The following is a 25550-nucleotide window of genomic DNA, read 5'->3' on the forward strand; positions in this document are numbered from 1 at the left end:
ACCCCGCTCACCACTGAGGTGCCCTCGATCTGCCAATCGTGTGCTGCCGTGAGGGGCGCAAGGGGAACCTGGGAAGGTCGGAGCACCTTGGAGCGAGGCGGGCTGGGCCAGAGAGAGCAGCAGATGAGCAAGCTCGGCGACTGTCCGTTAATGGTTGCAAACAAAGATTAGCGTTGCAATTTGGGTAAAGGTCAGTGAAGACTGAGGACCAGTCTGCGTCGCCGCTGGGCACCAGCGGGGCGCATTCTGCGTCCTCCAGCCGGAGGAAGCAGGTACCCCATCATGAGGATCACGGCAAGAACGTTCAGCGCCACGACAGCAGTTCTACTGTTCGCCGTCGCTACTTCTTGCGCCCAGTCACCGGACGGGACGGGTCCGACGAGCAAGCCGGATTCGTCGTCGAAGGAGCCGATTTCGACGGCGCCGGAGTCTCAGGAGGATCGCGCCTCGGCCGATGCGGAAGACGCTGTGCGGGCATTCTTCAAGACGGTCGATGAGCTTCAGCAGGATCCTGACAAGGATCTTGAAGGACTTGCGAACGTTGCGATCGGCGTCCAGCTCAATGCCCAGAAGCTGTCGATCGAGCAGCTCCGGAAGGCTGGCCAGCATCAGACCGGCAGTACCGACGTCGCTGAGATGAAGGTGCAGTCGGTGAGCTTGGACAACTCCGACCCGAAAGCCGGGAAGGTGCCGACGGTAACGGTGGATGCCTGCTGGGATGTCGCCGACGTTGATGTCGTCGACAAGAACGGGAAGTCGGTGGTGAGTCCGGATCGACCGGATGACGGCTGGACACGTTTCACCGTGGCCAACTACCACTGGTCCAAGAATCCGAGCGGCGGCTGGCGCATCGCCAACGGCCAAGACCTCGAGCAACCGTCATGCAAGGTTTCCTGACACGCGTCTTCATCATCGTCCTCCTCGCGGCGGGCGCAACTCTTCTCGGCACCGGCACGGCGTCGGCCGACACTCGATGTCAGCAGACCAACAAGTCGACCGGCGAGTGCATCCTCTGGGTTGAGACCGGATCGCCTGGTGGCGGCGCCGGCGGATCGGGTGGTGAGGGGAAGCCGGCTGGGTCGACCAGTGGACCGAAGGACTCCGGCTCGGGGAACAGTTGCTACTGGGACCCGGCCAAGCAAGGAGTTGGCGGGCCACCGGCTGGTCCGGTGCCGTGCACATCGTCCTATGGCACCTGGAGCAATGACCGCAACTGCTATGTGGAGGCGTATGACCCTCCTCCCCCACCGGGTGACCCTGCTTGGGAGGGACACGAACCCGATGATGGCGCGGTCTACAACTGCTACCAGCCGCAGACGTCGCTGCTGGTGACCTTCTGGTCCCAGACACCTCCAGAGGCTGCGGAGGCCGGACCATCGCCACGTGAGGTCGCGCTGATGGCGATCGAGAAGATGAACCTTCGAGCCATCGACATCGGGATCACCCCGGAGGCCGGCGAGGACCGCGTCGGGCTGGTCGGGATGCCGGTGTGGCTATGGGTGAACGACCCGGGTCCGTCCACGTTCGGTCCGGCGACGGCATCAGCGTCGGCCGGTGGGATCACGGTGTCTGCAACGGCGCGGGTGCATGAGATCACCTGGGACATGGGAGATGGCACGCAGGTCGTGTGCCGGAGCGCGGGGACGCCGTACGAGCCGAGGTTCGGGAAGCGGAAGTCGCCGGACTGTGGCCACGTTTATGAGAAGTCGAGCGCGCACCAGCGCGGCGAGAAGTACACCGTGACGGCGACCTCGGACTGGGTGATCACCTGGGCCGGCGCGGGACAGACCGGAACGATCCGGCTGGGCGGCCTGGCCCGTTCGGTCGACATCACGGTTGGGGAAGCGCAGGTGCTCGTGAGCTGAGGCCCGTGAGCAGGAGAGGGACCACCGATGACCAGCACCACAGTACGCAGCGACCGAGCCACGCCGTCCGAGGGCCCGAAGGCGTTGCCGCCGCCAAAGCTGCGCCGCCGGCCGTGGCTATCGGTCGCCGCCGCAGCCGCGATCGCGCTCGGCGCGTTCGGAGGCACGTGGGTCTGGGCGGCGACCACGGACACGGTCGAGGTGCTGGCGGCGCGTACAACGATTCCTCGCGGTGCGCTGATCACGCACGACGACCTCGAGCGGGTGCGGATCACCACCGACCCAGCTCTTGCTCCCCTTCCGGCGAATGCTCTGGATGACGTGGTGGGCAAGCGAGCGGCGTACGACATCTTGTCCGGGGGTCTGATCACTGCTGAGGCTGCGACGGATGACCCGGTGCCCGGTGAGGGGAAGTCGGTGGTCGGGGTGGCGCTGACTCCGGCGCAGGAGCCGGGGGTGGCGCTTCGCAGTGGGGATCTCGTCCGGGTCGTGGTCGCTCCGGCCGTCGGCGAGGAGGTGCCGAGCGGTACGCCGCAGTTCTCCGAGGCGGAAGTCGTCGAGTCCCACCGCGGCGAGGATGGGACGCTGGTGGTCAGCGTGATGGTGCCGCATGCCGAGGCGACGCTGCTGGCAGCACGTGCTGCCAGCGGCAACGTGGCGCTCGTGCTCGACTCCGGGGTCGAGTGATGGCGGTCATCGCGCTCGCGTCGGCAGGCGGATCACCTGGAGTCACGACCACGAGTCTAGGGCTCGCGTTGGCCTGGCCACGCCCGGTCTTACTCGTTGACGCGGATCCGACCGGAACCGCCGGGGTGTTGTCGGGATTCTTCCGCGGTACGTGGGCACCCGAGCTGTCCTTGATCGACCTGGCGCTGAGTCCCCTCGGTGTCGCTGACGCTCTACCAACGGTGGCGCAGAGACTGGAGGGCACCTCGGTCTCGATCGTCGCTGGCATCCGCGATCACGCACAGGCAACTGGCCTTCGAGATCTCTGGGCTCCGCTCGCCGAGGCGCTGGCTGCCTTGGAGTCGACGGGCCAGGATGTGATCGTGGACGGCGGCCGGCTCGGGCTTCCCGGTTACCCGGAACCGCTGCTCGATGCCGCGGACCTGACCTTGATGGTGACGCGCTCGCCGCTTCCGGCCCTGGCCGCGGCGCGTACGTGGTCGGCGACGGTACGCCGCCAAGACTCCGGATGGCGGAACCCTGGCGCGCTCCTGATCGGTGAGGGCCAGCCCTACAAGGCGGCCGATGTCGCCAGGGTGATCGGCATACCAGTGATCGGAGTTCTACCGGACGAGCCGGAGGCCGCGGCGGTCTACTACCGCGGTGCCCATGCTCCAGCGCAGTTCGAGAACGGGACGTACGTCCGCTCACTGATCGCACTGACAGAAGTCATCCAGGCGTGCGTCGCCCGCAGTCGCGCCCAGCTGATCGAGGAGGTGACTCGATGAACGACCACCGTCCGCGGACGAGCAACATCGAGCCGCCAGATCCGAACCGGTTGCCGCTGTTCGCGCCGCAACGGACCATGCCGACATCAACGGCACCGCGGAACGGTCACCGGGTGGGGTCCGGGCCGCTCGCTTCCTCCGAGACTGGTATCGGTTCTGTCGAGGTTGACTGGTCGCTGGTCGCTGCGCTCCGTGCTCAGGCTTCGGAGCAGCTGAGCCAGGCGGTGGCCGCTGACGGCGTACGTCTGGACAAAGAGTCGCAGGAGGAGCTGGCCAAGGCGATCGTGCTGGACCTGATCGAGGCCGCGATGGCGGACGACATGGACGTCGGCGCGCCGACCTGGACCGCGGCGAAGCAACGCGCGGTCTTCAAGGCGGTGCTTGACTCGCTCTTTCGACTCGGCAGGCTGCAACCGTTGGTAGAGCGTGAGGATGTCGAGAACATCCTGGTCACCGGATGTGACGAGGTCTTCCTCGAGCTCGTCGACGGGACCCTCCTCGCCGGACCACCAGTGGCGGATTCGGATGAGGAGCTGATCGAGTTCCTCGTGTTCCTCTCCTCTCGAGGCGAAGGGTCCTCGCGGCCGTTCTCGCCGGCGCGACCGACGTTGCATCTGACCTTGGGTGAGTACGCCCGCCTCGCCGCCGTGGCCTGGCGGATGCCTCGACCCTCCATGGTGATCCGCCTGCACCGCATGGTCGAAGTCACCCTCGATGACTTGGTGGACATGCAGATGCTCACCCCTGTCGCGGCCTCGTTCCTCCGCGCCGCCGTCAGAGCCCGGGAGTCGATCGTCGTCTCAGGGGTCCAGGGAGCTGGCAAGACAACCGTCGTCCGTGCGCTGTGCAACGAGATCCCGCCACGCGAGGTGCTCGGCACCTTCGAGACCGAGTACGAGCTGTACCTGCACAAGCTCAAGACCCAGCACCCGATCGTCTACCCGTGGGAGGCCCGACCGGGCTCGGGCGAGTACGGCCCCGACGGACGCCAGGCTGGTGAGTTCACCCTGGACGAGGCGCTGTATGACTCCTTCCGGTTCAACCTGTCGCGCCAGATCGTCGGCGAGGTCCGAGGCAAGGAGGTCTGGCCGATGATCAAAGCGATGGAGTCCGGCCCCGGCTCGATCTCGACCACTCACGCCTCCGATGGCGTCGCGGCCCTGCGCAAGCTGGTCACCTGCGCCATGGAGGCCGGGCCTCACGTCACTCACACGCTGGCCACCGCCAAGCTCGCCGCAACCCTGCGCCTGATCGTCCACCTGGAACTGCACACCACCCAGATTGCCGACGGCGAGTGGCAGCGCACCCGCCGAGTCGCAGAGATCGTCGCGGTCGAGCCCGGCGAGCACGAGCTCGGGTACGCCACGACCCCCGTCTTCACCACAGACCCCGCCACCGGGATGGCAACGCCTACGACCCTTCCGGACAGGTATCGTGCCCTCGCCGCGTACGGGTTCGACTATGCCGGGTACCTCGCGACGCAGACTCCCTACCGCCCGGACGGTGTCTCATGACGCCGCTCATTCCCGCGATCTCCGGAGCGCTCATCGTCGCCGGGGCCATAGGCCTCACCGCCGGCCTTCGCCGCGCGCCGGTCGTCGAGCGCGTCCCGACCCGGTCGAGGTCGTTGAACCGGATTCAGTCACTCCCCCGCCAGACTCGCCTATTGCTCGCTGGCGGGTTCATGGCCGGCGTGCTCGGCTGGCTGGTGACCGGCTGGCTGCTAGCTCTCATCATCGGCCCGGCGGCGGTCATCGGACTCCCTTACCTCTTGGCCACCTCGCCCGCCAAGGCACGCATCGCCCGCCTCGAAGCACTCGAGGAGTGGTCCAGGTCCCTCTCGGGCGTACTCACCGTCGGGGCCGGCCTGGAACAGGCCCTCATCGCCACGCTGCGCTCCACTCCAGCGCCTATCGCCGGCGAGGTCGGGCGCCTCGCAGCTCGCCTGCGTGCCCGGTGGCGCACTGAGGATGCGCTCCGGGCCTTCGCCGATGAGCTCGATGACGCCACCGGCGACCTGGTCGCGGCGAACCTCATCCTGGGTTCCCGGCGTCGTGGGGCTGGTCTCTCGGCCGTGCTCGACTCGCTGGCCGAGTCGGTCGCTGCCGACGTACGCGCTCGGCGTCAGGTCGAGGCCGACCGCGCCAAGCCGCGCGCGACCGCGCGGTGGGTGACGATCATCAGTGCCACCGTGCTGCTGGTCCTGGCGCTCTCCGGCGGCTACGTCGAGCCGTACTCCACCCCGCTCGGCCAAATCATCCTGACCATCCTGCTCGCTGCCTACGCCGCGCTGCTGGTGTGGATGCGCCGGATGGCTGAGGGCAGGCCGCCGCCCCGAATCCTCGGCAACCGCCGCGAGCTCGCGAAGGCTGAGCTGTCATGACCGGTCTGCAGATCATGATGGCCTCCGGCGCGCTGATCGGGCTCGGCATCGTGCTGCTCCTGGCCCGCGTACTGCCGGCGCATCCCGATCCGGTCGACGCGCTTGACCGGCTCACTGCCAAGGCGGCACCAACCAGGGCGGTTGCGACTCCGGCGAACCGGACAGAACGGCTCGGCACCTGGGCGATCCGCGCTCTCCCGCCGGCGATCTGGGTGCGTACGCCAACACGCGAGCTCGCGCTCCTACGGCTCTCGCTGGCTCGGTTCTACGGCGAGAAGATCATCTTCGCGGCACTCGGGCTGGTCATCGCGCCCGTGTTCGCAGTCTTCCTCTCACTCATCGGCCTCGGGCTCCCCGTCGCAATCCCTGCCATCGGTTCGGTTGCTCTTGCCGTGGTGATGTTCTTCATTCCGAACTACAACGCGCTCGACGATGCCCGTGCAGCGCGGCTCGAGTTCACCCGGGCATTGGGGGCCTATACCGAGCTGGTCGCGCTCGAGCGCAACAACGGATCTGGTGTACGCCAGGCCATGGAGGCCGCTGCCGAGATCGGCGACTCGTGGGTCTTCACCCGGCTGACCGAGGAGCTCACCCGCTCACGCTGGTCCGGCCTACCACCCTGGGAAGCGCTCCACGCGTTGTCGGAGGAACTCGGCCTTCCCGAGCTCGATGACTTCGCCGACATCATGCGTCTCTCCGGTGAAGAGGGCGCGTCGGTCTACTCGACCCTGCGCGCCCGCTCCGCGGCGATGCGCACCGCCATGCTCAACGACGAGATCACCGAGGCCAACGCCGTCGGTGAACGTATGTCCATCCCCGGCTCACTGCTCGGGGTGGTCTTCATGGGGCTGCTCCTGGCTCCATCACTGCTCCGGATGGTCATGCCCACCTGAGACGTACGAAAGGGCTCACCGACACACGAAACGAGATATCTCCTCATGCACCGACTCATCACCTTCATCCTCGGACTCATCCTGATCGGCCAGCACCATCTGGACGTGGCCATCGAGGGTCGCCGGCGGCGCGACGAGCGCGGCTCGGTGACCATCGAGAACGTCCTGTGGGCCGTCGCCGTGATCGCGATCGTCGCCATCGTCGTCGCCGCGATCAGGACCTTCGTCACCAATGAGTCCAACAAGATCAGATAGGCACCGCCGGGCTCGCAACGAACGAGGCGCCGCCTCGATCGAGCTCGTCATTCTGCTACCCGCCCTGTTCGCGGTCATGTTCCTCGGAATGCAGGCCGCGCTCTATTACCACGCCCGCACGATCGCGATCGCCGCTGCACAAGAGGGTGCCCGAGCGGCCGGCGCAGAGGGCGCGACCTCAACCGATGGCAGGCGATCGGCTCGCGCCTATCTCGCCGACGTCGGCGGAGACGCACTGAAGTCGAGCCGCGTCAACGTCACCCGAACCGGGACAACAGCCACAGCGACAGTCACCGGGCGGAGCCTGAGCGTATTGCCCGGGTGGCAGCCTCGAGTTCGGCAGTCTGCGAGCGTGACCGTCGAAAGGCTCACTGCGCCATGACCTCGAGACGACGAGATGAGCGTGGATCCTCCGCGATCGAGGCAGCCATCGGCGTACCTGCCTTCGGTCTCTTCGTCGGCCTGATCATCTTCGGTGGACGTATGGCCGTCGCGCACGAGTCGGTGCAGTCGGCCGCAGCGGAGGCCGCGCGTACGGCTTCGATCGCCCGGTCCTCCTCCGACGCGACGCGAACCGCGACCGACGCGGCACGAGCGAGCCTCAAGAGCCAAGGAATCAACTGTCGTACGGTCTCGGTTCGAATCGACACCCGGGCATTCCAGACAGCCGTCGGAGAGCCGGGCGCGGTGGCCGCCACCGTCACCTGTCGCCTGGATCTGACCGACCTGTCCGCGCCCGTGCCAGGGAGTCGCACGATTCGGGCCACGATGTCCTCGCCAGTTGACACCTGGCGGGAGCGAGGTGATTCACGATGAATCACCTCCGCGATGAGCGCGGTTCGGTCACAGCCTGGATGGCGACCGGAGCCTTCGTCATGGCCACTCTTGTCGGGCTGGCCGTCGACCTCGGTGGGCAGGTTCACGCCCAGCAGCGAGCCCACGATGTCGCCGCCCAGGCAGCGCGCACCGGCGCCCAGGAAGTGCAGGCGGCACCCGCGGTCCAGGGCCGGTACGCCCGGATCGACACCAGTGCCGCACGCCAGGCAGCCCAGGCGTACCTCTCCGCCGCCGGCATGCGGGGCACGGTCTCGATCAGTAACGGCGACCGGATCGTCGTCGAGACCCGCGACACCTACCGCACCAAATTCCTCGGGATCATCGGTATCACCAGGGTCACGGTCCATGGCGAAGCGACCGGCCACCTCGTACGCAGCCTCGGAGGTAACCAGCGATGATCACCAGGCTCCGCGGACTCGCCGCCACCCTCGCCCTCGCGGTCTTCGTGATGGGCGGTCCAATCTTCCTTGTCTATGCCCGGTCGCTGCCTGACTTCAGCGCCTTCACCTGGGACCGGCTCCAGGACCGCGACGACGGCACCGTGGCGCTCGCGGTCATCTACGTCGCGTGCTGGGTCTGCTGGGCGCTGTTCACTATCTCGGTCTTCGTGTCCATTGCATCGATGCTGCGAGGGATCCGGGTCCCTCGCCTGCCGGGTCTCAGCCTTCCTCAGGGTGCAGCGAACCATCTCGTCGCCTCCGCCGCGCTTCTGTTCATCAGCGCACCCGCAGTGACGCAGACGATGACTTCGCCCCCGGCGGATGCATACGTCCCTCAGGACGTGCCGGTTCAACTGGTCAGCGACCCTTCGGGCGACGAGCCACCCGAACCACGCAACCCGACTGCCGCGCAGCCCACCCCAAAGGCGACAGCCTCCGGCGAGACCGTGGCCTACACCGTCAAACGCGGCGACAGCCTGTGGCGGATCGCCGAAAAGCACCTGGGCAGCGGCGAGCGGTTCAAGGAGATCGCAGCCTTGAACACGTACGTCCTCTCGAAGAATCCCGACTACCTCGAAGCAGGTCTCATCCTTCGCCTTCCCGCTCCCGCGAAACCGGCCGAGAACACCGACGCCGGCGACGACACTTACGTCGTTGAACCGGGTGACACTCTCTCGGAGATCGCCGAGGAGGAATTGGGGGATGCCGAGAGATACACCCAGATCTTCAACGCCTCCACCAACACGGTTCAGCCCGACGGCGCTCGGTTGACCGATCCCGACCTGATCCGCCCAGGCTGGACGCTGCAGCTCCCCACGACAACGAAACCCCAGGTCAGGAAAGGGGGGCCTCCCGCAGCACCGCCTCCGATCTCGCCGACCCCATCGAAGTCCCCCACCCCTGAGACATCACCACAGACGTCACCTTCGACATCCCCCTCACCCGTCCCGGCAACACAAGCACCCGACGACGCGAGTGACAACGCCTCACACACTCCAGCCTGGGTGCTCCCCGGGCTCACCGGTGCCGGCGCGGTCCTCGCCGGCCTGGTCTTCCTCGCGCTGCGCTCCTACCGACGCACCGCGCTCCGCTTCCGCCGCCCGGGCCACATCCTCTCCACTCCCCCAGAGATCACCGACGTGGCCAAGACCGCTCAGTTCGCCGGCAGCGTCACCGGCCCGAACATCCTTGGCCTCAACCACCTTCTCGAAACGCTCGAGAAGACGGAGGACTCGATGCCAACGCTGAGCTGGGTCGCCCTCGGGAAACGCACCGCGACCCTGCACCTAACGGAGAGCGCGCACCTTCCAGACCCCTGGACCGGTGACGGAAAGATCTGGATGGCCCCGCTGCCAGAGAACCCATCCGATCCCGAGTACTCCTGCCCTTACCCCCTCCTCGTCGGGATCGGCTCCAACAACAGCGGCGACCATGTCCTGCTTAATCTCGAGGAACACTCCTACGTCGCCGTCACCGGTGAGCCTGCCAGGAGGGCGGCGTTCGCGAGGTACGTGAGCGCCGAGCTCGCCTTCAACCCCTGGTCGATCGTCGCCACCGTCGACACCTTCGGCGTGGCCTCTGAGGTCACCTTCTGGTGCGACGACCTCTCAGGAGGCGACCAGGGCGGGGCCAACCACCACCCGGCCCACGACGACCGCTTCGTAACTGAGCTCGCCCAAGTGCTCGACCCCAAGTTCGCTCATTCAGAGATCGACACCTACCACGCCGTCATCGCGACCAGCGACCACGCCGACCTGGCCCAGCAGGTGGCCGAGATCATCGCGGCGTACCCCTCCCGATCCGGCGCCACTGTCCTTCTCCTCGCAGACACCATCCCACCAGGAAGCACCCCCATCGCACTCACCCACGACGGACGCCTCCACCTGACCGTCCTGGACCTCGACCTGACCGCGGCCGGGCTCACCGAATCCGAAGCAGCCGCCTGTGCCACCCTCTTCGCTCTCGACCCGGTCCCCGACAACATCACGTTGCCCACCTCCAAGAACGCGAACGGCCGGAAGGCCACCACCGACGAGGCCGGCGCACTCGTCCCCGAGCAGACCGAAGCGCGCCCCATCGACCAACCAGCAGGACCCGGTTCACTCCTCCCAAAGGAAACCAAGCAGTACGTCGCAGCCGCGGCCACCACGACCGACGACATCGATCAGCTGGCTCCCGTCACGACCCACCCACGTCCAGACCTGTCGGCGGACGCTGAGCCCACCGATCTGAACACGCCTGCGGATCCTGCTGCCGCGTCCGAGAAGGAAGGTGCCGGAGGCACCGCCGAAGACGATGACGCGAGCCTCAACGGCACCGTCGACACCTGGTATGACGATGACTGCCCCTACCCCCGCCTCACCCTCCTCGGCCCGCTGGCCGCCCGAACCCACGGCGACCACAAAGCAGTGGCCCGGCGACGCCCGTTCTACCTCGAGCTCCTGACGTACCTCGTCCTCCACCCGCAGGGTGTCACCGGCGCCCAGATGGCCGAAGACTTCGGCCTCAAGATCCAGCGCCTGCGCACCGACATCGCAGAGGTACGCAAGTGGCTCGGCACCAACCCAGACACCGGCGAACTCCACCTGCCCAAAGCCGACACGACCGACGCCACCGGCTCCCGCGGCTCGTCCCTCTACCGGGTCGATGGCGTCCTCACCGACTGGGATCTCTTCAAACGACTCCGCGCCCGCGGTCAACGCCGCGGTGCCGACGGCATCGAAGACCTCATCGCCGCCCTCGACCTCGTCACGGGCGAACCCTTCACCCACCTACGCCCCGCCGGATGGGCCTGGCTCAACGACCTACGCACCAACGACATCGCCCAATGCGCCATCGTCGACACCGCCCACATCGTCACCGCCCACGCCTTGGAGAAGCACGACACCAACCTCGCTCTCGTCACCGTCCAGATCGCCACCAAGGCGTCCCCCTACGACGAGATCTGCCGCCTCGACCTCGCCCGCGTCAAAGATGCCATCGGAGACATCAGTGGCGCCGAGGAGATCGTGCGGCAGGAGATTTTCAATCGCACCGATGATCACCAAGGCCCGATCGAAGAGTCCGCCAGAACGAGGGCAGTCGCTACCGATGCCGGCTGGATCCGCGGGGACGGCCGGCGCGGTTCTTGACCAGGGTGCGAGTTCAGCACAACCATCCACCGAAACATCAGCCTCGAATAGGCGCTCTCCACTCATGCCGCAGGCAGCCCGCCCAACAAGAACTTGCAGATAGTCCTTCATGCCGCCACCCTCAACGCTCCCGATACATCTGCTCTGGCGGTGACAGTCTGATTCGGGACCAGTGTGACGGTCTGATTCGGACCCACCCGGGCTTCGGCGTGGCGTCGTGACGGCTTGATCTGGACCCACTTCCGTGGCGTCAGGAGGACCCGCATCCAGCGGTCCTCGCGGCACCGGAAGTGGGTTTCGGGATGAGGGTGCGTGTGGAACTGTTCGCTGCGATCCGTCGGGACGCCCGGGTCGAGGGCATGTCGATCCGAGCGCTCGCACGCAAGCACCAAGTCGGACGCGGCACCGTTCGCCAGGCCCTCACGTCCGCGGAACCACCGCCGCGGAAGACCCCGGTGCGTTCCTCGCCCCGGTTGGATCCGTTCAAGTCGGCCATCGACGACATGCTCCGCGCCGACCTTGAGGCGCCGCGGAAGCAACGGCACACCGCCCGCCGGATCCACGTCCGCCTCATCGAGGAACACGACGCCATTGAGGTGTCGTACTCGACGGTTCGCGACTACGTCCGCATCCGCCGCACGCAGATCGGCCTCGAAGCTGGCCGCCGGGTCGAAGTCATGATCCCCAGGAGCACGCACCAGGCGCAGAAGCAGAAGTCGACTTCGGCGAGCTCTACGTCATCCTGGCCGGGGTGAAGACGAAGGTCTTCCTCTTCACATTCAGGTTGAGTTACTCCGGGAAGGCGGTGCACCGGATCTACGCCACCCAAGGCCAAGAGGCGTTCCTCGAGGGCCACATCGCCGCGTTCAACGAGATCGGCGGCATCCCCACCCGGCACGTCCGGTACGACAACCTCACCGCCGCAGTCACCCGGGTCGTCAACGCGCGCGGTCGTGAGCGGGTAGAGAACGACCGCTGGGTGCTGTTCCGCTCCCACTTCGGGTTCGACGCGTTCTACTGCCAGCCGGGCATCGCCGGGGCACATGAGAAGGGCGGCGTGGAAGGCGACGTCGGCCGGTTCCGCCGCCAGCACCTCGTGCCCATGCCCGTCGTCGACTCGCTCGACGAGCTGAACGAGAAGGTCCGTGCCTTGGACGCCGCCGACGACCGCCGACGGATCTCGTCGCGGATCCGGACCGTCGGCGAGGACTTCGCGACCGAACGCGAGAACCTCGCGCCGCTCCCGGTCGAGGGGTTCGACCCCGGGCTGATGCTGAACCCGATGGTCGACCGCTCCGCGATGATCACCGTCCGCATGGCCCGGTACTCCGTCCCGGCGCGGTTCATCCACCGCCGCGTCCGCGTCTCCTTGCGCGCATCCGAAGTCGTCGTGTTCGACGGCCGACTCCAGATCGCCCGGCACCCCCGCGTCATCACAAGGGGTGGCCAGTCGGTGAACCTCGACCACTACCTCGAGGTGCTCAAGGGTAAGCCGGGCGCATTGCCAGGCTCCACCGCGTTGGCGCAGGCCCGCGAATCGGGGGCGTTCACGCCTGCGCATGAGGCGTTCTGGGCGAACGCCCGCAAGCGGCTCGGGGATGCGGTCGGCACCCGGGAACTGATCGACGTGCTCCTACTGCACCGCGCCATGGCCGCCGACGAAGTCGAAGCCGGGCTGCTCGCCGCAGTGAGCGTCGGTGCAGTCTCAGCTGACGTGGTCGCGGTCGAAGCACGCCTGCACACCACCCGCGCAGCGCCCACCGGGGCCAGTTCAGACCGTCATCCCGTTGCGCAGCGCAGCGATGGCGAACGACGAGATGTCGACACCAAGCGCAGCCGGAAGGTCGTGTCCCTCACCGAACGCCTGCTGCTCGACCCGGCCGCGGTCATCGCCGGCCTCCCGCCCGACACCCGGCCGCTGCCGTCGATGGAGAAATACCAGCAACTGCTCGGCCGCCGCACCGGCACCGACCACCACCCCGACCCGATGAGTCCCTATGAGAGCGGAGCACCCCGATGAGCACAGTCACCAGCGTGACAACCACCTTGCGCCGCCGCCGCGGCCTGACCGAGGAAGCCGCCGTAGCGGCGGTCGACCAGGCCTGCCGGAGGCTCCGGCTCCCGACCATGCGGGCCCTGCTTGGCGACGCGGTCGCGGCGGCGAACAAGGACCAGTTGACCTACACCGGATTCCTCGCCGAGCTGCTCCTGGCCGAGTGCGACGACCGCGACCGTCGGTCCACCATCCGGCGCGTGAACGGCGCCGGGTTCCCGCGGAGCAAGTTCCTCGCGGACTTCGACTTCGACGCCAACTCGAACATCATCCCCGCCACCATCCACCAGTTGGCGACCGGCGAGTGGGTGCGGAAGGGCCAGCCGCTGTGCCTGATCGGGGATTCCGGCACCGGCAAGTCTCACCTGCTCATCGGCCTGGGGACCGCAGCCGCGGAAAAGGGATTCCGGGTAAAGTACACCCTCGCCACGAGGCTGGTGAACGAGCTTGTAGAAGCAGCCGATGAGAAGCAGTTGGCCCGCACGATCGCTCGTTACGGCCGCGTCGACCTGCTCTGCATTGACGAGCTCGGCTACATGGAACTGGACCGCCGCGGCGCCGAACTCCTCTTCCAGGTCCTCACCGAGCGAGAGGAGAAGAACAGCGTGGCAATCGCGTCCAACGAGGGCTTCGCCGGCTGGACCAAGACCTTCACGGACCCGCGCCTGTGCGCGGCCATCGTCGACCGCCTCACCTTCGGCGGCAACATCATCGAAACTGGTACCGACTCCTACCGGCTGGCGTCGACCCGGTCAGGGAACGCGTCGCGGTGACGCAATCAACCGAGCCTGCTTCGTGCGCACGCCGCACCCGGTGGGCTGTCACTGCGTGCTGTCCCGCGTGGTCATCGGGCGCCCCTGAAGGATCCGGCGGCGTCGCTGGAGAACCCCGAGCGCCAGCACTACCAGCACAGACGCGGCGGCGAGCGCGCCGATGAGTGTCGTCCGTGTCTGGATCCAGCTGGAGACCACCGCGGAGACGTCAGTGAGTCCGCCACCACGACCCGCGGCGACCGGGGCGTCGCTGGTGGCCGCCGGATACCAGTACCAGGCCAGATAGGCGCCGGTGAGCAACAGGACGACAGCGGTGACCCTTGGGCCATGACGGGCCAATCGCGCGACGTGGCGGGTGAGTCCGCTGCCTGCCGCGGCGGTGGCCAGGGCGAGCAGCAGCAGGACGGTCGCCGAGCCAGCAGCGTAGACACCGAAGACGAGCAGGAGCCCGGCATAGCTGGCGGTGGCCTGCGCCTGCGCGATGACCGCGAGGATCACCCCGAACGTGCACGACAGCGAAGCCAGCGCGTAGCCGACCCCAAACGCAGCCATCCGGGCAGTGGGTGGGAGTCCCGCGGCTGCCCGGCCGGGGATCCGAGGCACCCGCACCGAGACCGAGCGTCCGGCTAGCATCCACAGGCCGAGAACCACCAGCAGGATGCCGACGGCCAGGCCGAGCGACGGCGCGGCGCGAATCAGCCCTCGGGCGCCGGCGCTGACTACCAGGCCAGCTGCCGCGAGGGTGCCGGCGAACCCCACCGCCAACACGAGACCGGCCCGCAGCGCCCGCAGCAGCCGCACCGGGACCGTTGAGGCATCGGTGTCGCCGAGGGTGTGGGTGATCCAGGCCGGGAGTAGCGCGAACCCGCACGGGTTCACGGGCGCGACCATGCCGGCCGCGAAGGCGAGGGTGAGCAGTCCGCCCATGGATCAGGCTCCGGCCTTTGCCAGTTCGGCGGTGATCGTCGCGGCGTCGGGGTCGGTGGCGCGGAAGGTCACCGTGCCGTCGGCGTCGACGACGATCAGGGTGGACAGAGCGGCCACCTCGAATCGCCGGGAGAGTGCCGCGCCATCGTCGATTGCGGCCGGTACGTGTTCGGCGTCGACGGACTCCATGAAGTCGCCGATCAGGGCCTTGGATTCGCCGGGGTCCATGTCGACGGCGAGGAAGCTTGCCACGGTGCCGGCGTTCTCGGCGGTGGTGGCTGCCTCGCCGAGGGACCGGACGCCGTTCACGCATTCGCCGCACCCGACGGAGAAGAAGAACACCGTGGTGGGCTTCCCGTTTGCGGGCAGGCTGATCTGCTGGCCATCGACGCTGGTCACGGTGGCGGGTGAACCGGAACCGGCGGTCGCGGGGTCGGCACTGTTGCCGCAGGCGGTCAGGGCAAGCGATCCGGCGGCGAGTACGGCGGCGATCGAGAGCGCGGCGCGGTGGCGGCGGGTGATTCTCATCGGTTCTGCTCGTCCTTCGGGTCGACGTTTTCGTTGGTGGGCATGGGCGGGCAGCAGCCGTGGCCGGCGGTGTCGCCGCCGCGGCGGGAGATGGCAATCAGCGCGAGGATCGCCAGGGCGATCCCGGCGCCGATGACCCACGGGTTGCGGAGGAACGCGCCGATACCGGCGATCGCGCCACCGGCGATGAGGATGGGGGGCAGGGCGCAACAGGCGACCATGAGCAGCGCGGCGCCGGCTCCGAGGAGCAGGCCGCTGCCTCCCGGGCGGTCGTCGTGGTTGGACATCATCGGTGTTCTCATTCCCTTCAGTGGGTATGGGTCAGCAGCAGCTGTGGCTGTCGTCGGCCGCGGCGGGCGCCTGGAGGCGGTTGAGCAGGCCGATGGTGAGGGCGGCCCCGATCCGGTATGCCTCGGCCACCGGGACCACCTCCGCGACGGGGTGCTCGGCCAGCCAGCCCGCGGCGTCCTCGGCGGAGGTGAAGTAGTGCACCTGGCTGCAGAAGGAGGAACGGATCGAGGTGATCTGCTCCGGGTTCACCAGCGACACCACCGCGGTGGGCGGATCGACGCTGGTTGCACCTTGTGTGGGGTCGACGTTGACCCGAACCGGCTCGCCGCTGACCGGGGAGGCCGACTCCACGCGTGCCGGGCGGTCCAGCAGGGCGGGGAAGATCAGGGTGTCCAGCGCACACCAGGTGTAGAGCTCCTCACCGGCCACGATGAACCGGTGCGGGGTGGGGCGCAGGGTGAGGCCCTGGCCGATGATCCGGCCCTGGTCGTCGTACTCGGTGTCCGGCACCGCGGCGAGCCCACGCCGTACCTCGTCGATCGGACGTCCGGCGGCCGCGGCGAGTTGCTCGACGGCGACGGGGTCGCCGTCGACGAGCAGTCGCAGCAGCGGGACCAGCAGGCCTGCGTTGAGGCCGGTCTCCTCGGGTCGGGTGAGTCGTTGGGGTAGTTGCGTGCTGAGGTCCGACATGGCGGATGCCTCCTTCAGGAGTGGGGTGGGCGCTGTGTGGGTGCTGGTCAGGCGCAGCAGGACAGCTTCGAGACGTCGGTGGTGAAGGCCTTGGCAACGATCCGGATGCCCTCGGCCATGGTCAGGTAGGGCGCCCAGGCGTCGGCGACCTCGGCGATGGTCTTGCCGAGGATGTGCACGCCCGCGGCGGCGAGCTCGCCGGCGTCCTTGGCGACCGCTGTCAGGCCGAGGATCTCGCCGGTGTCTGCGTTGGCGACCATCTTGATGAAGCCGCGCGTGTCCCGGTTGACCAGCGCCCGGGGCACGTATTCCAGCGGTAGCACGCGGCAGTCGCAGCGGATCCCGGCCGCGAGGACTTGGGCCTCAGTCATCCCGACTGCGCCGATCGCGGGACTGGTGAACGTGACCCGCGGCAGCCGCATGTAGTCCACGGACTTCTCGGCGTCGGTGAAGGCGTTCTCGGCGACCAGGGTGCCGTGGTGGGCGGCGACGTAGACGAACTCGGGCTGCCCGGTCACGTCTCCGGCCGCCCAGATCCGGGGGTTGGAGGACTGCAGCTGGTCGGTGACCACGATCTCACCGACCTCGCCAGTTTTAACCTCGACCGCGTTGAGGTTGAGCCCGTCGGTGACCGGCCGGCGGCCGAGCGCGACGAGGAGCTGGTCGGCGCGGAACTCCTGCTCGCCACCGGAGACGTCCGCTGTGACGGCCACCTGGCCGGTGGCCGCGTCGCGGGTCGCGCGGGTCGGGACCGCGCGGCGGACCACCCGGATGCCCTCGTCGGCGAAGACCTCCTGAAGTGTCTTGGAGACTTCCGGCTCCTCCTGCGACGCCAGCCGGGAGCGAACCAGCAGGGTCACCTTCGACCCGATCCGGGCGAACATCTGGGCCTGCTCCAGCGCCACGTAGCCGCCGCCGAGGACGAGCAGAGAGTCGGGGACCTCGGCGAGCTCCATCGCTGTGGTCGAGGTCAGGTACCCGGCCTCGTCCAGTCCGTCGATCGGCGGGGTCCAGGGCCGGGAGCCGGTGGCCACCAGGTAGTGCTCGGCCGCGATGGTCTCGACGCTGCCATCCGCCGCGGCGACCTCGAGCAGGGGCGAATCCGGAGTGCCGGCGAACGCGGCGTTGCCGCGGCGGATCTCCCAACCGTAGGAGTCGGCGACGTCGACGTACTTCTCACCCCGCAGGGCCTCGACGAGATCCTGCTTTCCGCCGATCAGGGCCGGCATGTCCACCGGGTCGGCGGCAGCGGCGATGCCCGGGAACCGCTTCGACGCGTCCGCGGCGACGTGCCGGACCTCCGCGGCTGCGATCAGTGCCTTGGACGGCACGCAGCCGGTGTTCACACACGTGCCGCCGAACGTGTCGCGCTCGACCATCACCACCGACTTGCCCAGCGTGGTCGCGCGAATGGCCGCGGCGAACGCACCGCCGCCGGATCCGATGATCGCGAGGTCGTACCTGGTCTGCATCCCGATTCCTCACCGAGTGTGTTGGGAAACGCTTCTGATGCAGCCACAATGGACCTTCCAGTACAGGGGAAGGTCAAGCGAGACCTGCGACACGATGGAGGCCGGGATGCGGATCGGAGAACTCGCCGAGGCGGCAGGCACGACCACCAAGACCCTGCGGTTTTACGAAGAGCAAGGGCTGCTGCCCCCGGCCGAACGCACACCGGCCGGCTACCGCGACTACACCCCCGACGCGGTCAGCCGGATCGACTTCGTCCACCGCGGCCAAGCGGCCGGGCTCACCCTCGCCCAGATCAAGCAGATCCTCGACATCCGCGACCACGGCCAAGCTCCCTGCGGCCACGTACGTGACCTGCTGGACGCGCGCCTTGCCGACATCGACGCGCAGATCGCCGACCTCACAACACTTCGCGACAACGTGGCTGCGCTCCGCGACGATGCAGCCCTCCCAGAGCCCGAAACCTGTAGCCCCGATCAGGTCTGCAGATACCTATAGCCCTCGCCAATCGGCAGTGACCACCGAGACCAAGGGCGTGATTAGCCGGTGCCAGGTGGGTCCGAGTCAGACCGTCATCGTGGTCCCAGATCGGGTTGACACAGCCACATCTGCCCCACCGCGGCAACTGCCACCTTTGCCGCAACCTCGATCTGCGCCTGGGGCACCCCGCAGATACGGAGGCTGGAGACCGCAACGCCGTGGAGCTCCTTGTTGGTCACCGTGTCGCCGGAGGCACGCGTGCCGATGACGCTCTCGACAGCATTCAGGATCAACTCACCCAGTTGGAGCATGGCGACTGTGTCTGTCACCGCCTGCGATCCACACGAGATGCCGAGCGACCCGTACGCCTCCCGCAGTTGGCCACGCGCAGCGGCGTACTCCCGAGCTTCGGGCGTCTGGGAGACGTCGGGGCATGCGGGCAACATCCCAATGTTGTGCATGAGCGTGGCAAGAGATTCGGCGTCGTGAAAAGCGAGGAGGTAGAGCGCTGCCTCCGGGCTCTCGATCCGGGCCAGGTCGCCGACCCTGTCCAGCGCCGGCCGCACGGTCATCTCGAGAAGCTCGGCGAGGATCCCGGGCTTGCCGGCGAAGTGGTAGTAGAGGCTCGCTTGTCGGATCCCGACCGCTTCGGCGATGTCGCGGGTGGAGGTGCCGGCGTAGCCCTGGCCGACGAACAGGCGAGCGGAGACGGCGAGGATCTGGTCACGCGGGTCTGCGTGGGTGTCGGAGGCCGGAATGTGTCGGGGACGGCCCGGGCCCGGACGGCGATTGTTGGAGGCTGCGGAACTCATGTTGCTCCGTCGCAGATGTGGTGGATGGATCCCGGGGCCACCGATCGGAGCCAACCATTCGGGACCCCGGGTTCTCCCAGTCTTCAATAATATTCATTCTATTACAAGGACCTTGCACGCATTACGTTCAAGGAACCCTTGCGAACACGCATGTCTTGCGACCATGATGGATAGCCCAACGCCACCCCGAAGCACCTCGGGCGGGCACACAACAACGGAGGCACTCGGCATGGCTCTCACACGTATCGCTGTCAGTAACGACTGCAACGGTGGCAACTGCCCCTCGGTCCACACGACCGACGACCCTTCGGTCGTTGTCGTCCAGGGCATCAAGCTCGAGGACGCCACCCGCACCGAGCTTGTCGGCATGCCCGACCATGAGGACGCCGTCACCATCCCGACCGAGGTGATCCTCCAGGCGGCTCGAGCCCTCGAGGGGAGGGCCTGATCGGCGTGGCAGACCTCGGATCCGCGTTCCAGAACCTGACCACCTCGTGGTTCCGCCTGGAGACGCTCCAGGCCTACGACGTCAAGGAAGAGCACGAGTCCTTCGCCGAGTTCCTGCGCACCGGGCGGCTCGACTCGCCCGGTGATGTTGGGTGGCGGGAGATGATCGCCGGGCATGTGGCCGCCGGCCGGTCTCTGCAACGGGTCCACGTCGTCGAGGTGCCGCTCACCGACTACGTTCGCTACGAGATCGCCGAGTACGTCCGCAACCACGAGGCCGGAGAAGACATCCGCCTACTGTCGGTTCCAGCCGGCGACTGGCCAGAGGACCTCCCCCAGGGCACAGACTTCTGGCTGCTCGACGACGGCCAGCCCAGTCAGTCGGCGTGGGCAATGGACTACGACAACGAGGGTCGCTTTCTGGGCGTCAAGGAGGTCCAGGACCCTGACTTGATCGACACCTACCGAAAGTGGCGCGACACCGCCCTTGGCCTCTCCGTGCCGTTGAATGGCTATCGTCGCAAGGACGCATAATTTGCACGACCAAGACGAATAGTCAGGCAAGACGACCAGGAGGAACCCACCATGGGTAGCGCGACACGGCGAGCACGAGAGGCGCTCGGTGACGCACTGAGAACTGCCAGGCGAGAGGCCGGGATCACCGGCATCGCCCTCGCCGCGCAACTCCAGCAGTCCGGCCAGACCTGGTCACAGTCCAAGGTCTCCAAGATCGAGGCCGGTCGCCAGATGCCCACAGAGGACGAGGTCCGCGCCTGGGCGGATGCTGTTGGCGCTGACCCAGAACGACTCCTGGCCATCCAGGAACGCGCATCCTGGGAATACTCGGTGTTCCGCGACACCTTCGGGCAGGACGACGGCCCAGCCGCCGTGCAGCGCGCCTACGAGGCAGCCGAAAGGGCTGCTTCAACGGTGTTCAGCTTCCACCCGACCGTCATCCCCGGCCTGTGCCAAACCGCCGACTACGCCGCCGCGCTGCTCAAACTGATCGGCGGCCCGGTCGAGCACGGCGCATCCGAAGACGACATCGCCCACATGGTCGCCGCCCGGACGCGGCGCAGCGCCATCCTGTACGAACCCGGGCGCGACGTCACCGTCCTCGTCGCCGAGACCGCGCTGTACCCACGGATCGGTGGCCCAGACGTGATGCGAACCCAGCTCGAGCACCTCGCTGGTCTGGCGACCCGCGCGAAGGCGGTGGTCGGGATCGTGCCGCTCGACCAGTTCCCGGTCTTGGTCGGGCAAGCCTGGGACCAGCGTGACCAAGTCGTCACGATCGAGACCACCGCCGGCGATCTCGAGATCGCTGACCCCATCGAGGTTGCGCAGTACCAGCGATGGGCTGAGGCACTGACCTCAGTCGCACTCACCGGCTCCGACGCCGCACGCAAATGCGTTGAACTCGCAGCCCGAGACGTAAGCAGCACCGACTAGCAGGGATACAACCTTGAGTCTCGTCCCCCGGTCCACATCGACCCCGACCCGGCACAAGAGTGGCAACGTCGTCGACCTCAGTGATGTCTTCAGACATCACAAAGATGGGCCCGGAGGCCGCTGGCCAACGCCTCCAAAACCCTGCGGTGAATTTCTTGGGGAATGTCATCTGACCTGCGGAGACGCTGAGATTCCCCCAACATCCCCCCTGCCTGAGGGTATGAATCGGGTGATGGGGGATGTCCATCGTGGAAGGCATGAACGTCCAATCCACGCCCACCGCGAGACGGGTCGCCGAGGCGATGCGGAGAGCGCAGAACCAGCAGCTGCGTGATGCCGCGCTGATCCTGGCTCATGCCGGCGTACCGGTCTTCCCGTGTGCCCCGTATGGCAAGCAGCCGCTGACCCGCAGCGGATTCCTTGCCGCCACCACTGATCCTCGCCAAGTCGGGCGTTGGTGGCTGCGCTCCCCCTCCGCGAACATCGGGATGCCGACCGGCACCACCTCCGGCGTCGTCGTGGTCGACGTCGATGTTCACGCCACCGGCAACGGGTTCAGCGCCTTCGCGCGGACCGAGCGTGCCGGGATCACCTCTCAGTGGTCGTTCCTGGTCCGTACGCCCTCGGGTGGCATTCACGCCTACTTCACCCCCGCTGGCGAAGACCAACGTAACTGGCAGGCCAACGGGACCCACGTCGACTTCCGCGGCGAGGGAGGATACGTCGTCATACCGCCCTCACAGATCCGCGGCCCGGGCGACAACACACGGTCGTACGAACTGATCGCGATTGCCCAGCATGGCGACAAGGCGCTCGACGCCGACCGACTCCGAGACTTCCTCGTCCCACCACGTCAGGTGCGTGAACCGGTTGGGATGCCCGCTCGCGGGGCACGCCCTGACCGGCTGGTCGCGTGGATGGCCAACCGCCCCGAGGGCACCAGGAACAGCAGCCTGTTCTGGGCAGCGTGCCGGATGGTTGAAGACGGGCAGCGCTACGACGCCACGCTCTCGGTCCTCGGCGATGCCGCCCGGTCGGCGGGGCTGGGTGAGCACGAGGTGGAGTCGACGATCCGGTCGGCCTACCGGATCGCGTCCCGACTCGGTCCGGGGAGCCGCTTGGGCCCTACCCAGGCCCGCACGGCGACAGCGAGCAGTGAGGCGGTGGCGTTGTGAACAGCGGAGTCTTCTACCGGCGTCACGCGATGCCGCCACGCCAGAAGCCGGTCGACATTCCCCCGGCCGAGGTCTCCAAACTCGCCATCCACGGCGACCCCTCCCAGCAGACAAGCGAGCCCGCACCCGAGCGGGACCAGAACGCGGTGCGATGGGTGCGGCCCAGCGAGCTGCCCACGATGGTCGCCAACCGCTATGTACGCCGCCTCGTGGCCTCGAACGAGGCTGCTGTGCGGCAGGCGCGCCAGCTACCACGGCGTGCGATAGCGCGTGTGCGCATCGCGAGAACGCAAACCGCGAGCAACACTGCGCCAGACCGACTGGGAGGGATCGGGCAATGAGCTTCGTCGACTCCGAGGGACTGCGGTCCCTGCTCTTCCGGCTCTACGGCGCCGGCCCCGACGCCTGGCGTGATGATCCCGAGGTAGCCGAACTGATGGCGTACACGATGGAGAAGTACGGCGCTCTGGCCCGCCGCCACGGGTTCGAGCCCGCAGACGCGGCCGCCGCGGCCTACGAGGTACTTCGGACCCGTCCCGTGCGGAAAGCCGAGGATCCGTGGGCCGTGGTCACCCACGCGGTTCAGCTCACGATGAGCGCCGAGGACCGCGCGGCCGGACTGCTCTGTGCGGAGGCTCGCGTGCGGAAGGCTGACCTGGCTGGGTTCCACGATGCCCAGCGACTCAGCGACCGCGAGCACTCCCTGGCCGACTACCACCCAGCCTTCCAAGTGGCGCCCGCCCACGATCTCGCCATCCTTCTCGCTGATGCCGAGCGGGCGAAGAGGGAACAGGAGAAGGAGAACGCAGCCAAGGCTCACCGAGATCACGAGGCCCACGACGGCGGCGAGGAACCTGACGCAGACGCCGTCGGAAACGTCGATGAGCCGGTCGAGGATAAGCCCGAGAAGGAAGCCCCGAACGCGTTCTTCGCGCTCGACCAGATTGTCGAGATTCTCGTCGAGTTCGGCTGGCCGGAGCAGACCGCACGCGCGGCGATGGAGTACATCGGATCGCGGCTGATGATGTCGGGCACCAGGCAGGCGGCGTACGAACGCCTGCGCCGCGAACGCCAGCCATGGCTCCGGTTCGACCTCGACCTGGAAGTCTGGGGGACGCTCCTGCGCGCGGTTCTGGGCTCACCGGACCCCGACCGAGCCAAGACCCTCACTGGCAAGGGCATGTGGTGGAGGTTCTGCAAGGGCCACGAGACCGAGCAGGTCCTCGCCGACACCTCCCTGCGCCGGGCGCTGGTGACCTCAGCCCGCTACGTACGTCGCAGGAGGTCCCATGTCTGACCTCGGCCACTTCGAGCTCGAGCGGACCCTTGACTCGATCGCCATCGGCGTACGCCACCGCAAGGACCTCGGCGACCTGGCGACCCTGAAAGAGTCCATCGAGAGCCTCGGCCTGCTCCAGCCCATCACCGTCACTCCCGACGGCACACTCCTGTGCGGACGCCGACGGCTGGAGGCGGTCAAGGAAATCGGCTGGCGGACCGTGCGCGTCTGGGTACGCTCCGGGATCTCCGACGAACTCAAGGGGCTGATGGCGCTCCAAGACGAGAACCTGCTCCACAAGCCGTTCTCCCCCACCGAGGCCGAGACGCTCTACCGGGAACTCAAGAAGGTGCTCGCCGAGGACGCCGCGCGACGTCAGGAGGCGACGCGTTTCGGCGCCGACCCCACTGCCGGCGTCGGGGCGGAAGACGGTGCTGATGAATCATCAGCACCGTCAGGGGCTGGTTACACCCGCAATCAGGCGGCCACGCTCGTCACCGGAGCCAACTCCCACCAGCGTCTCGAACGCATCGGCCGCATCAAAGACATCGCTGACGACCCCACTCGACCGGCGCATGTACGCCAGGTCGCTAGCGAAGCGCTCGACCAGATCGACCACGGCGCACCGGTGTCCTCGACGTACGAGCGAGTTATGGACCTCGCCCGCCAAGCCGACGCCGACCCTTCCCTCCCCGACCTCGACGCCCTCGCCGAAGAAGCACTCAAGCGCATCTCCGCGCCACGTACGCGACGTACGAACCCGTCCGGCACCCCGCGCAAGTCAGAGTGGTCAACGCGATCCTTCGTCCTGATGTGGACCGACCTGGACGGCTGGTGGACCCACTATGACGCCGCTGAGATCGGCGCCGACCTCAACGACGGCGACTGGGAGCTCCTCGAGCGGATATACGGCGAGCTCGATGCGTTCGTCGAAGCCGCTCGCCGGGCTCGCGAATCCAAGGTGCCAGCGGGCACGGCTGCGTCCTAGAATTCTGAGCATGTTGCTGTGCAGACCACGTGACGCCGGGTTCATACCCAGGCGGCGGTGACCTACCTGCAATCCCGCGGGATGGACGCCGTCGCAGGAATCCGGAGCGTCACGTGTCCCGTACCGACAAGACCCAGCCCTTCCGCGTCCGTCTGTGGGATGGCACTCTCACCCGCGTCCCTGTTCACGACCACAGCGACGGCGCCTGTGATCTTCCTGCAACCTATCTCGACGACCTCGCCCAGTACGCCACCGATGGAGGTCGCTTCTCTCGCGGCTCCTGCTACTGGGCCATGCGCTTCACCGGCACCACCACCATGGCGTGCTGTTGCGGAATGTGCCACGACGCCGCTGGCCTTCGCGCTGAGCGCCGCGCCGATCGTCACCGCACCCGCCGTGAGCTCGCCGACCTCGTGAAGGAGGCGAACGCCGGCTCGCACGATCTGGATTAACGAGGCGATGAAGCCGGCGCCTGCGGGCACCTTGCCCCCATGAACACTCCCACGAACGAACGTGCCTCAGGCACCGCCGGGTCCCTTCACCTTCAGGTCCGCTACGTCGGCGATAGCCCCGAGGAGGACGGTGGATTCCGCCGCAGCTACCGCTACCAGATCGACGACACCGGCTCCCCCGACGGTCCCGTCGTCGGCACGGACCTGTACTCCGGAGTCGGCGCTCCCGTCGACGCCCGGGCCGCGTTGGCCACCCTCGTTGCGTTCGTCTCCGCCGCTGGTGAGGCTTACGGCCACACGATGCGTGGCGGACAGTCGGAGAATCAGCATCTGTTCCGCCGAGGTATCGCTGAGGCGGCGTACATGAACTCTGATGAGCTCCAGGTCCTCGCGATGGACCTGGAACGACTCTCCACGCGATCCGCTCAAGCCAACACGCGGTCGACACCTCGGCCGGACACGCCGACCCTGTAAA

Annotated in this window: 29 protein-coding genes and 1 pseudogene; 23 read left to right on the plus strand and 7 right to left on the minus strand. The window is 67.5% G+C overall.

All coding sequences use genetic code 11. From position 1 onward, the window contains the following. The first annotated feature begins 282 nt into the window (after nucleotides 1-282). From FB381_RS13565 to istB, 14 genes and pseudogenes are all read left to right on the plus strand, one after another. Nucleotides 283-897: a hypothetical protein gene (locus tag FB381_RS13565; protein ID WP_141780767.1), complete on the plus strand. Its 615-nt coding sequence runs from the start codon at nucleotides 283-285 to the stop codon at nucleotides 895-897. 500 nt (nucleotides 898-1397) lie between these two features. Next, nucleotides 1398-1865 carry a hypothetical protein gene (locus tag FB381_RS24275; RefSeq protein WP_246088100.1) on the plus strand — a complete coding sequence of 156 codons (468 nt, stop codon included), beginning with the start codon at nucleotides 1398-1400 and terminating at the stop codon, nucleotides 1863-1865. 27 nt (nucleotides 1866-1892) lie between these two features. Next, nucleotides 1893-2552, plus strand: a complete 660-nt coding sequence (locus FB381_RS13575) for an SAF domain-containing protein (protein WP_141780769.1) — start codon at nucleotides 1893-1895, stop codon at nucleotides 2550-2552. 221 nt (nucleotides 2553-2773) lie between these two features. Continuing rightward, nucleotides 2774-3319, plus strand: coding sequence for a hypothetical protein (locus tag FB381_RS13580; RefSeq protein ID WP_246088101.1), 546 nt, complete (start codon nucleotides 2774-2776; stop codon nucleotides 3317-3319). After that, nucleotides 3316-4833: a TadA family conjugal transfer-associated ATPase gene (locus FB381_RS13585; protein WP_141780771.1), complete on the plus strand. Its 1518-nt coding sequence runs from the start codon at nucleotides 3316-3318 to the stop codon at nucleotides 4831-4833. Before FB381_RS13580 ends, FB381_RS13585 begins: the two co-directional genes overlap by 4 nt. Before the next feature lie 152 nt (nucleotides 4834-4985). Next, nucleotides 4986-5702 (plus strand): type II secretion system F family protein, encoded by a 717-nt coding sequence (locus FB381_RS13590; RefSeq protein ID WP_246088102.1) that lies wholly within the window; start codon nucleotides 4986-4988, stop codon nucleotides 5700-5702. Next, nucleotides 5699-6595 carry a type II secretion system F family protein gene (locus tag FB381_RS13595; RefSeq protein ID WP_141780773.1) on the plus strand — a complete coding sequence of 299 codons (897 nt, stop codon included), beginning with the start codon at nucleotides 5699-5701 and terminating at the stop codon, nucleotides 6593-6595. Before FB381_RS13590 ends, FB381_RS13595 begins: the two co-directional genes overlap by 4 nt. A 45-nt stretch (nucleotides 6596-6640) precedes the next feature. After that, entirely contained in the window at nucleotides 6641-6850 is a 210-nt protein-coding gene (locus tag FB381_RS13600; protein ID WP_218861830.1) for a hypothetical protein, read from the plus strand. Then, a complete protein-coding gene (locus tag FB381_RS13605; protein WP_141780774.1) occupies nucleotides 6828-7232 on the plus strand; it encodes a TadE family protein in 405 nt (134 codons plus the stop codon). Before FB381_RS13600 ends, FB381_RS13605 begins: the two co-directional genes overlap by 23 nt. Beyond that, entirely contained in the window at nucleotides 7229-7666 is a 438-nt protein-coding gene (locus FB381_RS13610; RefSeq protein ID WP_141780775.1) for a TadE/TadG family type IV pilus assembly protein, read from the plus strand. The genes FB381_RS13605 and FB381_RS13610 overlap by 4 nt, the downstream gene beginning before the upstream one ends. Next, nucleotides 7663-8085, plus strand: a complete 423-nt coding sequence (locus FB381_RS13615) for a TadE/TadG family type IV pilus assembly protein (RefSeq protein ID WP_141780776.1) — start codon at nucleotides 7663-7665, stop codon at nucleotides 8083-8085. The genes FB381_RS13610 and FB381_RS13615 overlap by 4 nt, the downstream gene beginning before the upstream one ends. Next, complete coding sequence (locus FB381_RS13620) at nucleotides 8082-11258, plus strand: LysM peptidoglycan-binding domain-containing protein (protein ID WP_141780777.1); 3177 nt, start codon at nucleotides 8082-8084, stop codon at nucleotides 11256-11258. The genes FB381_RS13615 and FB381_RS13620 overlap by 4 nt, the downstream gene beginning before the upstream one ends. A 302-nt stretch (nucleotides 11259-11560) precedes the next feature. Then, nucleotides 11561-13278 (plus strand): annotated as a pseudogene (gene istA, locus FB381_RS13625) (IS21 family transposase). Then, a complete protein-coding gene (istB, locus tag FB381_RS13630) occupies nucleotides 13275-14084 on the plus strand; it encodes an IS21-like element helper ATPase IstB (RefSeq protein WP_141780778.1) in 810 nt (269 codons plus the stop codon). The pseudogene istA and the gene istB overlap by 4 nt, the downstream one beginning before the upstream one ends. Before the next feature lie 48 nt (nucleotides 14085-14132). Here istB and FB381_RS13635 read toward each other — a convergent pair whose 3' ends face one another. The 5 genes from FB381_RS13635 to merA are packed head-to-tail and all read right to left on the minus strand — an operon-like array spanning nucleotide 14133 to nucleotide 17992. Beyond that, on the minus strand, nucleotides 14133-15011 hold the full coding sequence (locus tag FB381_RS13635; RefSeq protein WP_141780779.1) for a cytochrome c biogenesis CcdA family protein: 879 nt from the start codon (nucleotides 15009-15011) through the stop codon (nucleotides 14133-14135). 3 nt (nucleotides 15012-15014) lie between these two features. Then, nucleotides 15015-15539 carry a TlpA family protein disulfide reductase gene (locus FB381_RS13640; protein ID WP_141780780.1) on the minus strand — a complete coding sequence of 175 codons (525 nt, stop codon included), beginning with the start codon at nucleotides 15537-15539 and terminating at the stop codon, nucleotides 15015-15017. Beyond that, on the minus strand, nucleotides 15536-15841 hold the full coding sequence (locus tag FB381_RS13645; RefSeq protein ID WP_246088104.1) for a hypothetical protein: 306 nt from the start codon (nucleotides 15839-15841) through the stop codon (nucleotides 15536-15538). Before FB381_RS13645 ends, FB381_RS13640 begins: the two co-directional genes overlap by 4 nt. A gap of 19 nt (nucleotides 15842-15860) precedes the next feature. Beyond that, on the minus strand, nucleotides 15861-16520 hold the full coding sequence (gene merB / locus FB381_RS13650; protein WP_141780781.1) for an organomercurial lyase MerB: 660 nt from the start codon (nucleotides 16518-16520) through the stop codon (nucleotides 15861-15863). A gap of 47 nt (nucleotides 16521-16567) precedes the next feature. Further along, a complete protein-coding gene (merA, locus tag FB381_RS13655) occupies nucleotides 16568-17992 on the minus strand; it encodes a mercury(II) reductase (RefSeq protein ID WP_141780782.1) in 1425 nt (474 codons plus the stop codon). 106 nt (nucleotides 17993-18098) lie between these two features. On the opposite strand from merA, the gene FB381_RS13660 reads away from it, so the two are divergent. Further along, nucleotides 18099-18488, plus strand: coding sequence for a heavy metal-responsive transcriptional regulator (locus FB381_RS13660; protein WP_006246584.1), 390 nt, complete (start codon nucleotides 18099-18101; stop codon nucleotides 18486-18488). 74 nt (nucleotides 18489-18562) lie between these two features. Here FB381_RS13660 and FB381_RS13665 read toward each other — a convergent pair whose 3' ends face one another. Then, nucleotides 18563-19282, minus strand: coding sequence for a TetR/AcrR family transcriptional regulator (locus FB381_RS13665; RefSeq protein WP_141780783.1), 720 nt, complete (start codon nucleotides 19280-19282; stop codon nucleotides 18563-18565). A gap of 229 nt (nucleotides 19283-19511) precedes the next feature. On the opposite strand from FB381_RS13665, the gene FB381_RS13670 reads away from it, so the two are divergent. The 4 genes from FB381_RS13670 (at nucleotide 19512) to FB381_RS13685 (ending at nucleotide 22356) form a co-directional block, all read left to right on the plus strand. Continuing rightward, nucleotides 19512-19730 carry a hypothetical protein gene (locus FB381_RS13670; RefSeq protein WP_141780784.1) on the plus strand — a complete coding sequence of 73 codons (219 nt, stop codon included), beginning with the start codon at nucleotides 19512-19514 and terminating at the stop codon, nucleotides 19728-19730. Nucleotides 19731-19735: 5 nt separating this feature from the next. Further along, nucleotides 19736-20263 (plus strand): DUF6879 family protein, encoded by a 528-nt coding sequence (locus FB381_RS13675; protein WP_141780785.1) that lies wholly within the window; start codon nucleotides 19736-19738, stop codon nucleotides 20261-20263. A 51-nt stretch (nucleotides 20264-20314) separates the two neighbouring features. Continuing rightward, a complete protein-coding gene (locus FB381_RS13680; RefSeq protein WP_141780786.1) occupies nucleotides 20315-21181 on the plus strand; it encodes a helix-turn-helix domain-containing protein in 867 nt (288 codons plus the stop codon). Between the two features lie 257 nt (nucleotides 21182-21438). Beyond that, on the plus strand, nucleotides 21439-22356 hold the full coding sequence (locus FB381_RS13685) for a bifunctional DNA primase/polymerase (protein WP_141780787.1): 918 nt from the start codon (nucleotides 21439-21441) through the stop codon (nucleotides 22354-22356). A 22-nt stretch (nucleotides 22357-22378) separates the two neighbouring features. Here FB381_RS13685 and FB381_RS23910 read toward each other — a convergent pair whose 3' ends face one another. Beyond that, nucleotides 22379-22546 (minus strand): hypothetical protein, encoded by a 168-nt coding sequence (locus tag FB381_RS23910; protein WP_179657656.1) that lies wholly within the window; start codon nucleotides 22544-22546, stop codon nucleotides 22379-22381. Nucleotides 22547-22693: 147 nt separating this feature from the next. Here FB381_RS23910 and FB381_RS13690 point away from each other — a divergent pair, with 147 nt between their 5' ends. The 4 genes from FB381_RS13690 to FB381_RS13705 all read left to right on the plus strand — a co-directional run bounded on the left by FB381_RS13690 (nucleotide 22694) and on the right by FB381_RS13705 (nucleotide 25549). Continuing rightward, nucleotides 22694-23653: a serine/arginine repetitive matrix protein 2 gene (locus FB381_RS13690; RefSeq protein WP_141780788.1), complete on the plus strand. Its 960-nt coding sequence runs from the start codon at nucleotides 22694-22696 to the stop codon at nucleotides 23651-23653. Beyond that, nucleotides 23646-24623, plus strand: coding sequence for a ParB N-terminal domain-containing protein (locus tag FB381_RS13695; protein ID WP_141780789.1), 978 nt, complete (start codon nucleotides 23646-23648; stop codon nucleotides 24621-24623). The genes FB381_RS13690 and FB381_RS13695 overlap by 8 nt, the downstream gene beginning before the upstream one ends. 113 nt (nucleotides 24624-24736) lie before the next feature. Beyond that, a complete protein-coding gene (locus FB381_RS13700) occupies nucleotides 24737-25075 on the plus strand; it encodes a hypothetical protein (RefSeq protein WP_141780790.1) in 339 nt (112 codons plus the stop codon). Nucleotides 25076-25114: 39 nt separating this feature from the next. Beyond that, the gene (locus tag FB381_RS13705) at nucleotides 25115-25549 is read left to right on the plus strand and encodes a hypothetical protein (RefSeq protein WP_141780791.1); all 435 of its coding nucleotides are present in this window, start codon (nucleotides 25115-25117) and stop codon (nucleotides 25547-25549) included. The last annotated feature ends 1 nt before the right edge of the window (nucleotide 25550 follow it).

The organism is Nocardioides albertanoniae (assembly GCF_006716315.1).
Taxonomy (GTDB): domain Bacteria; phylum Actinomycetota; class Actinomycetes; order Propionibacteriales; family Nocardioidaceae; genus Nocardioides; species Nocardioides albertanoniae.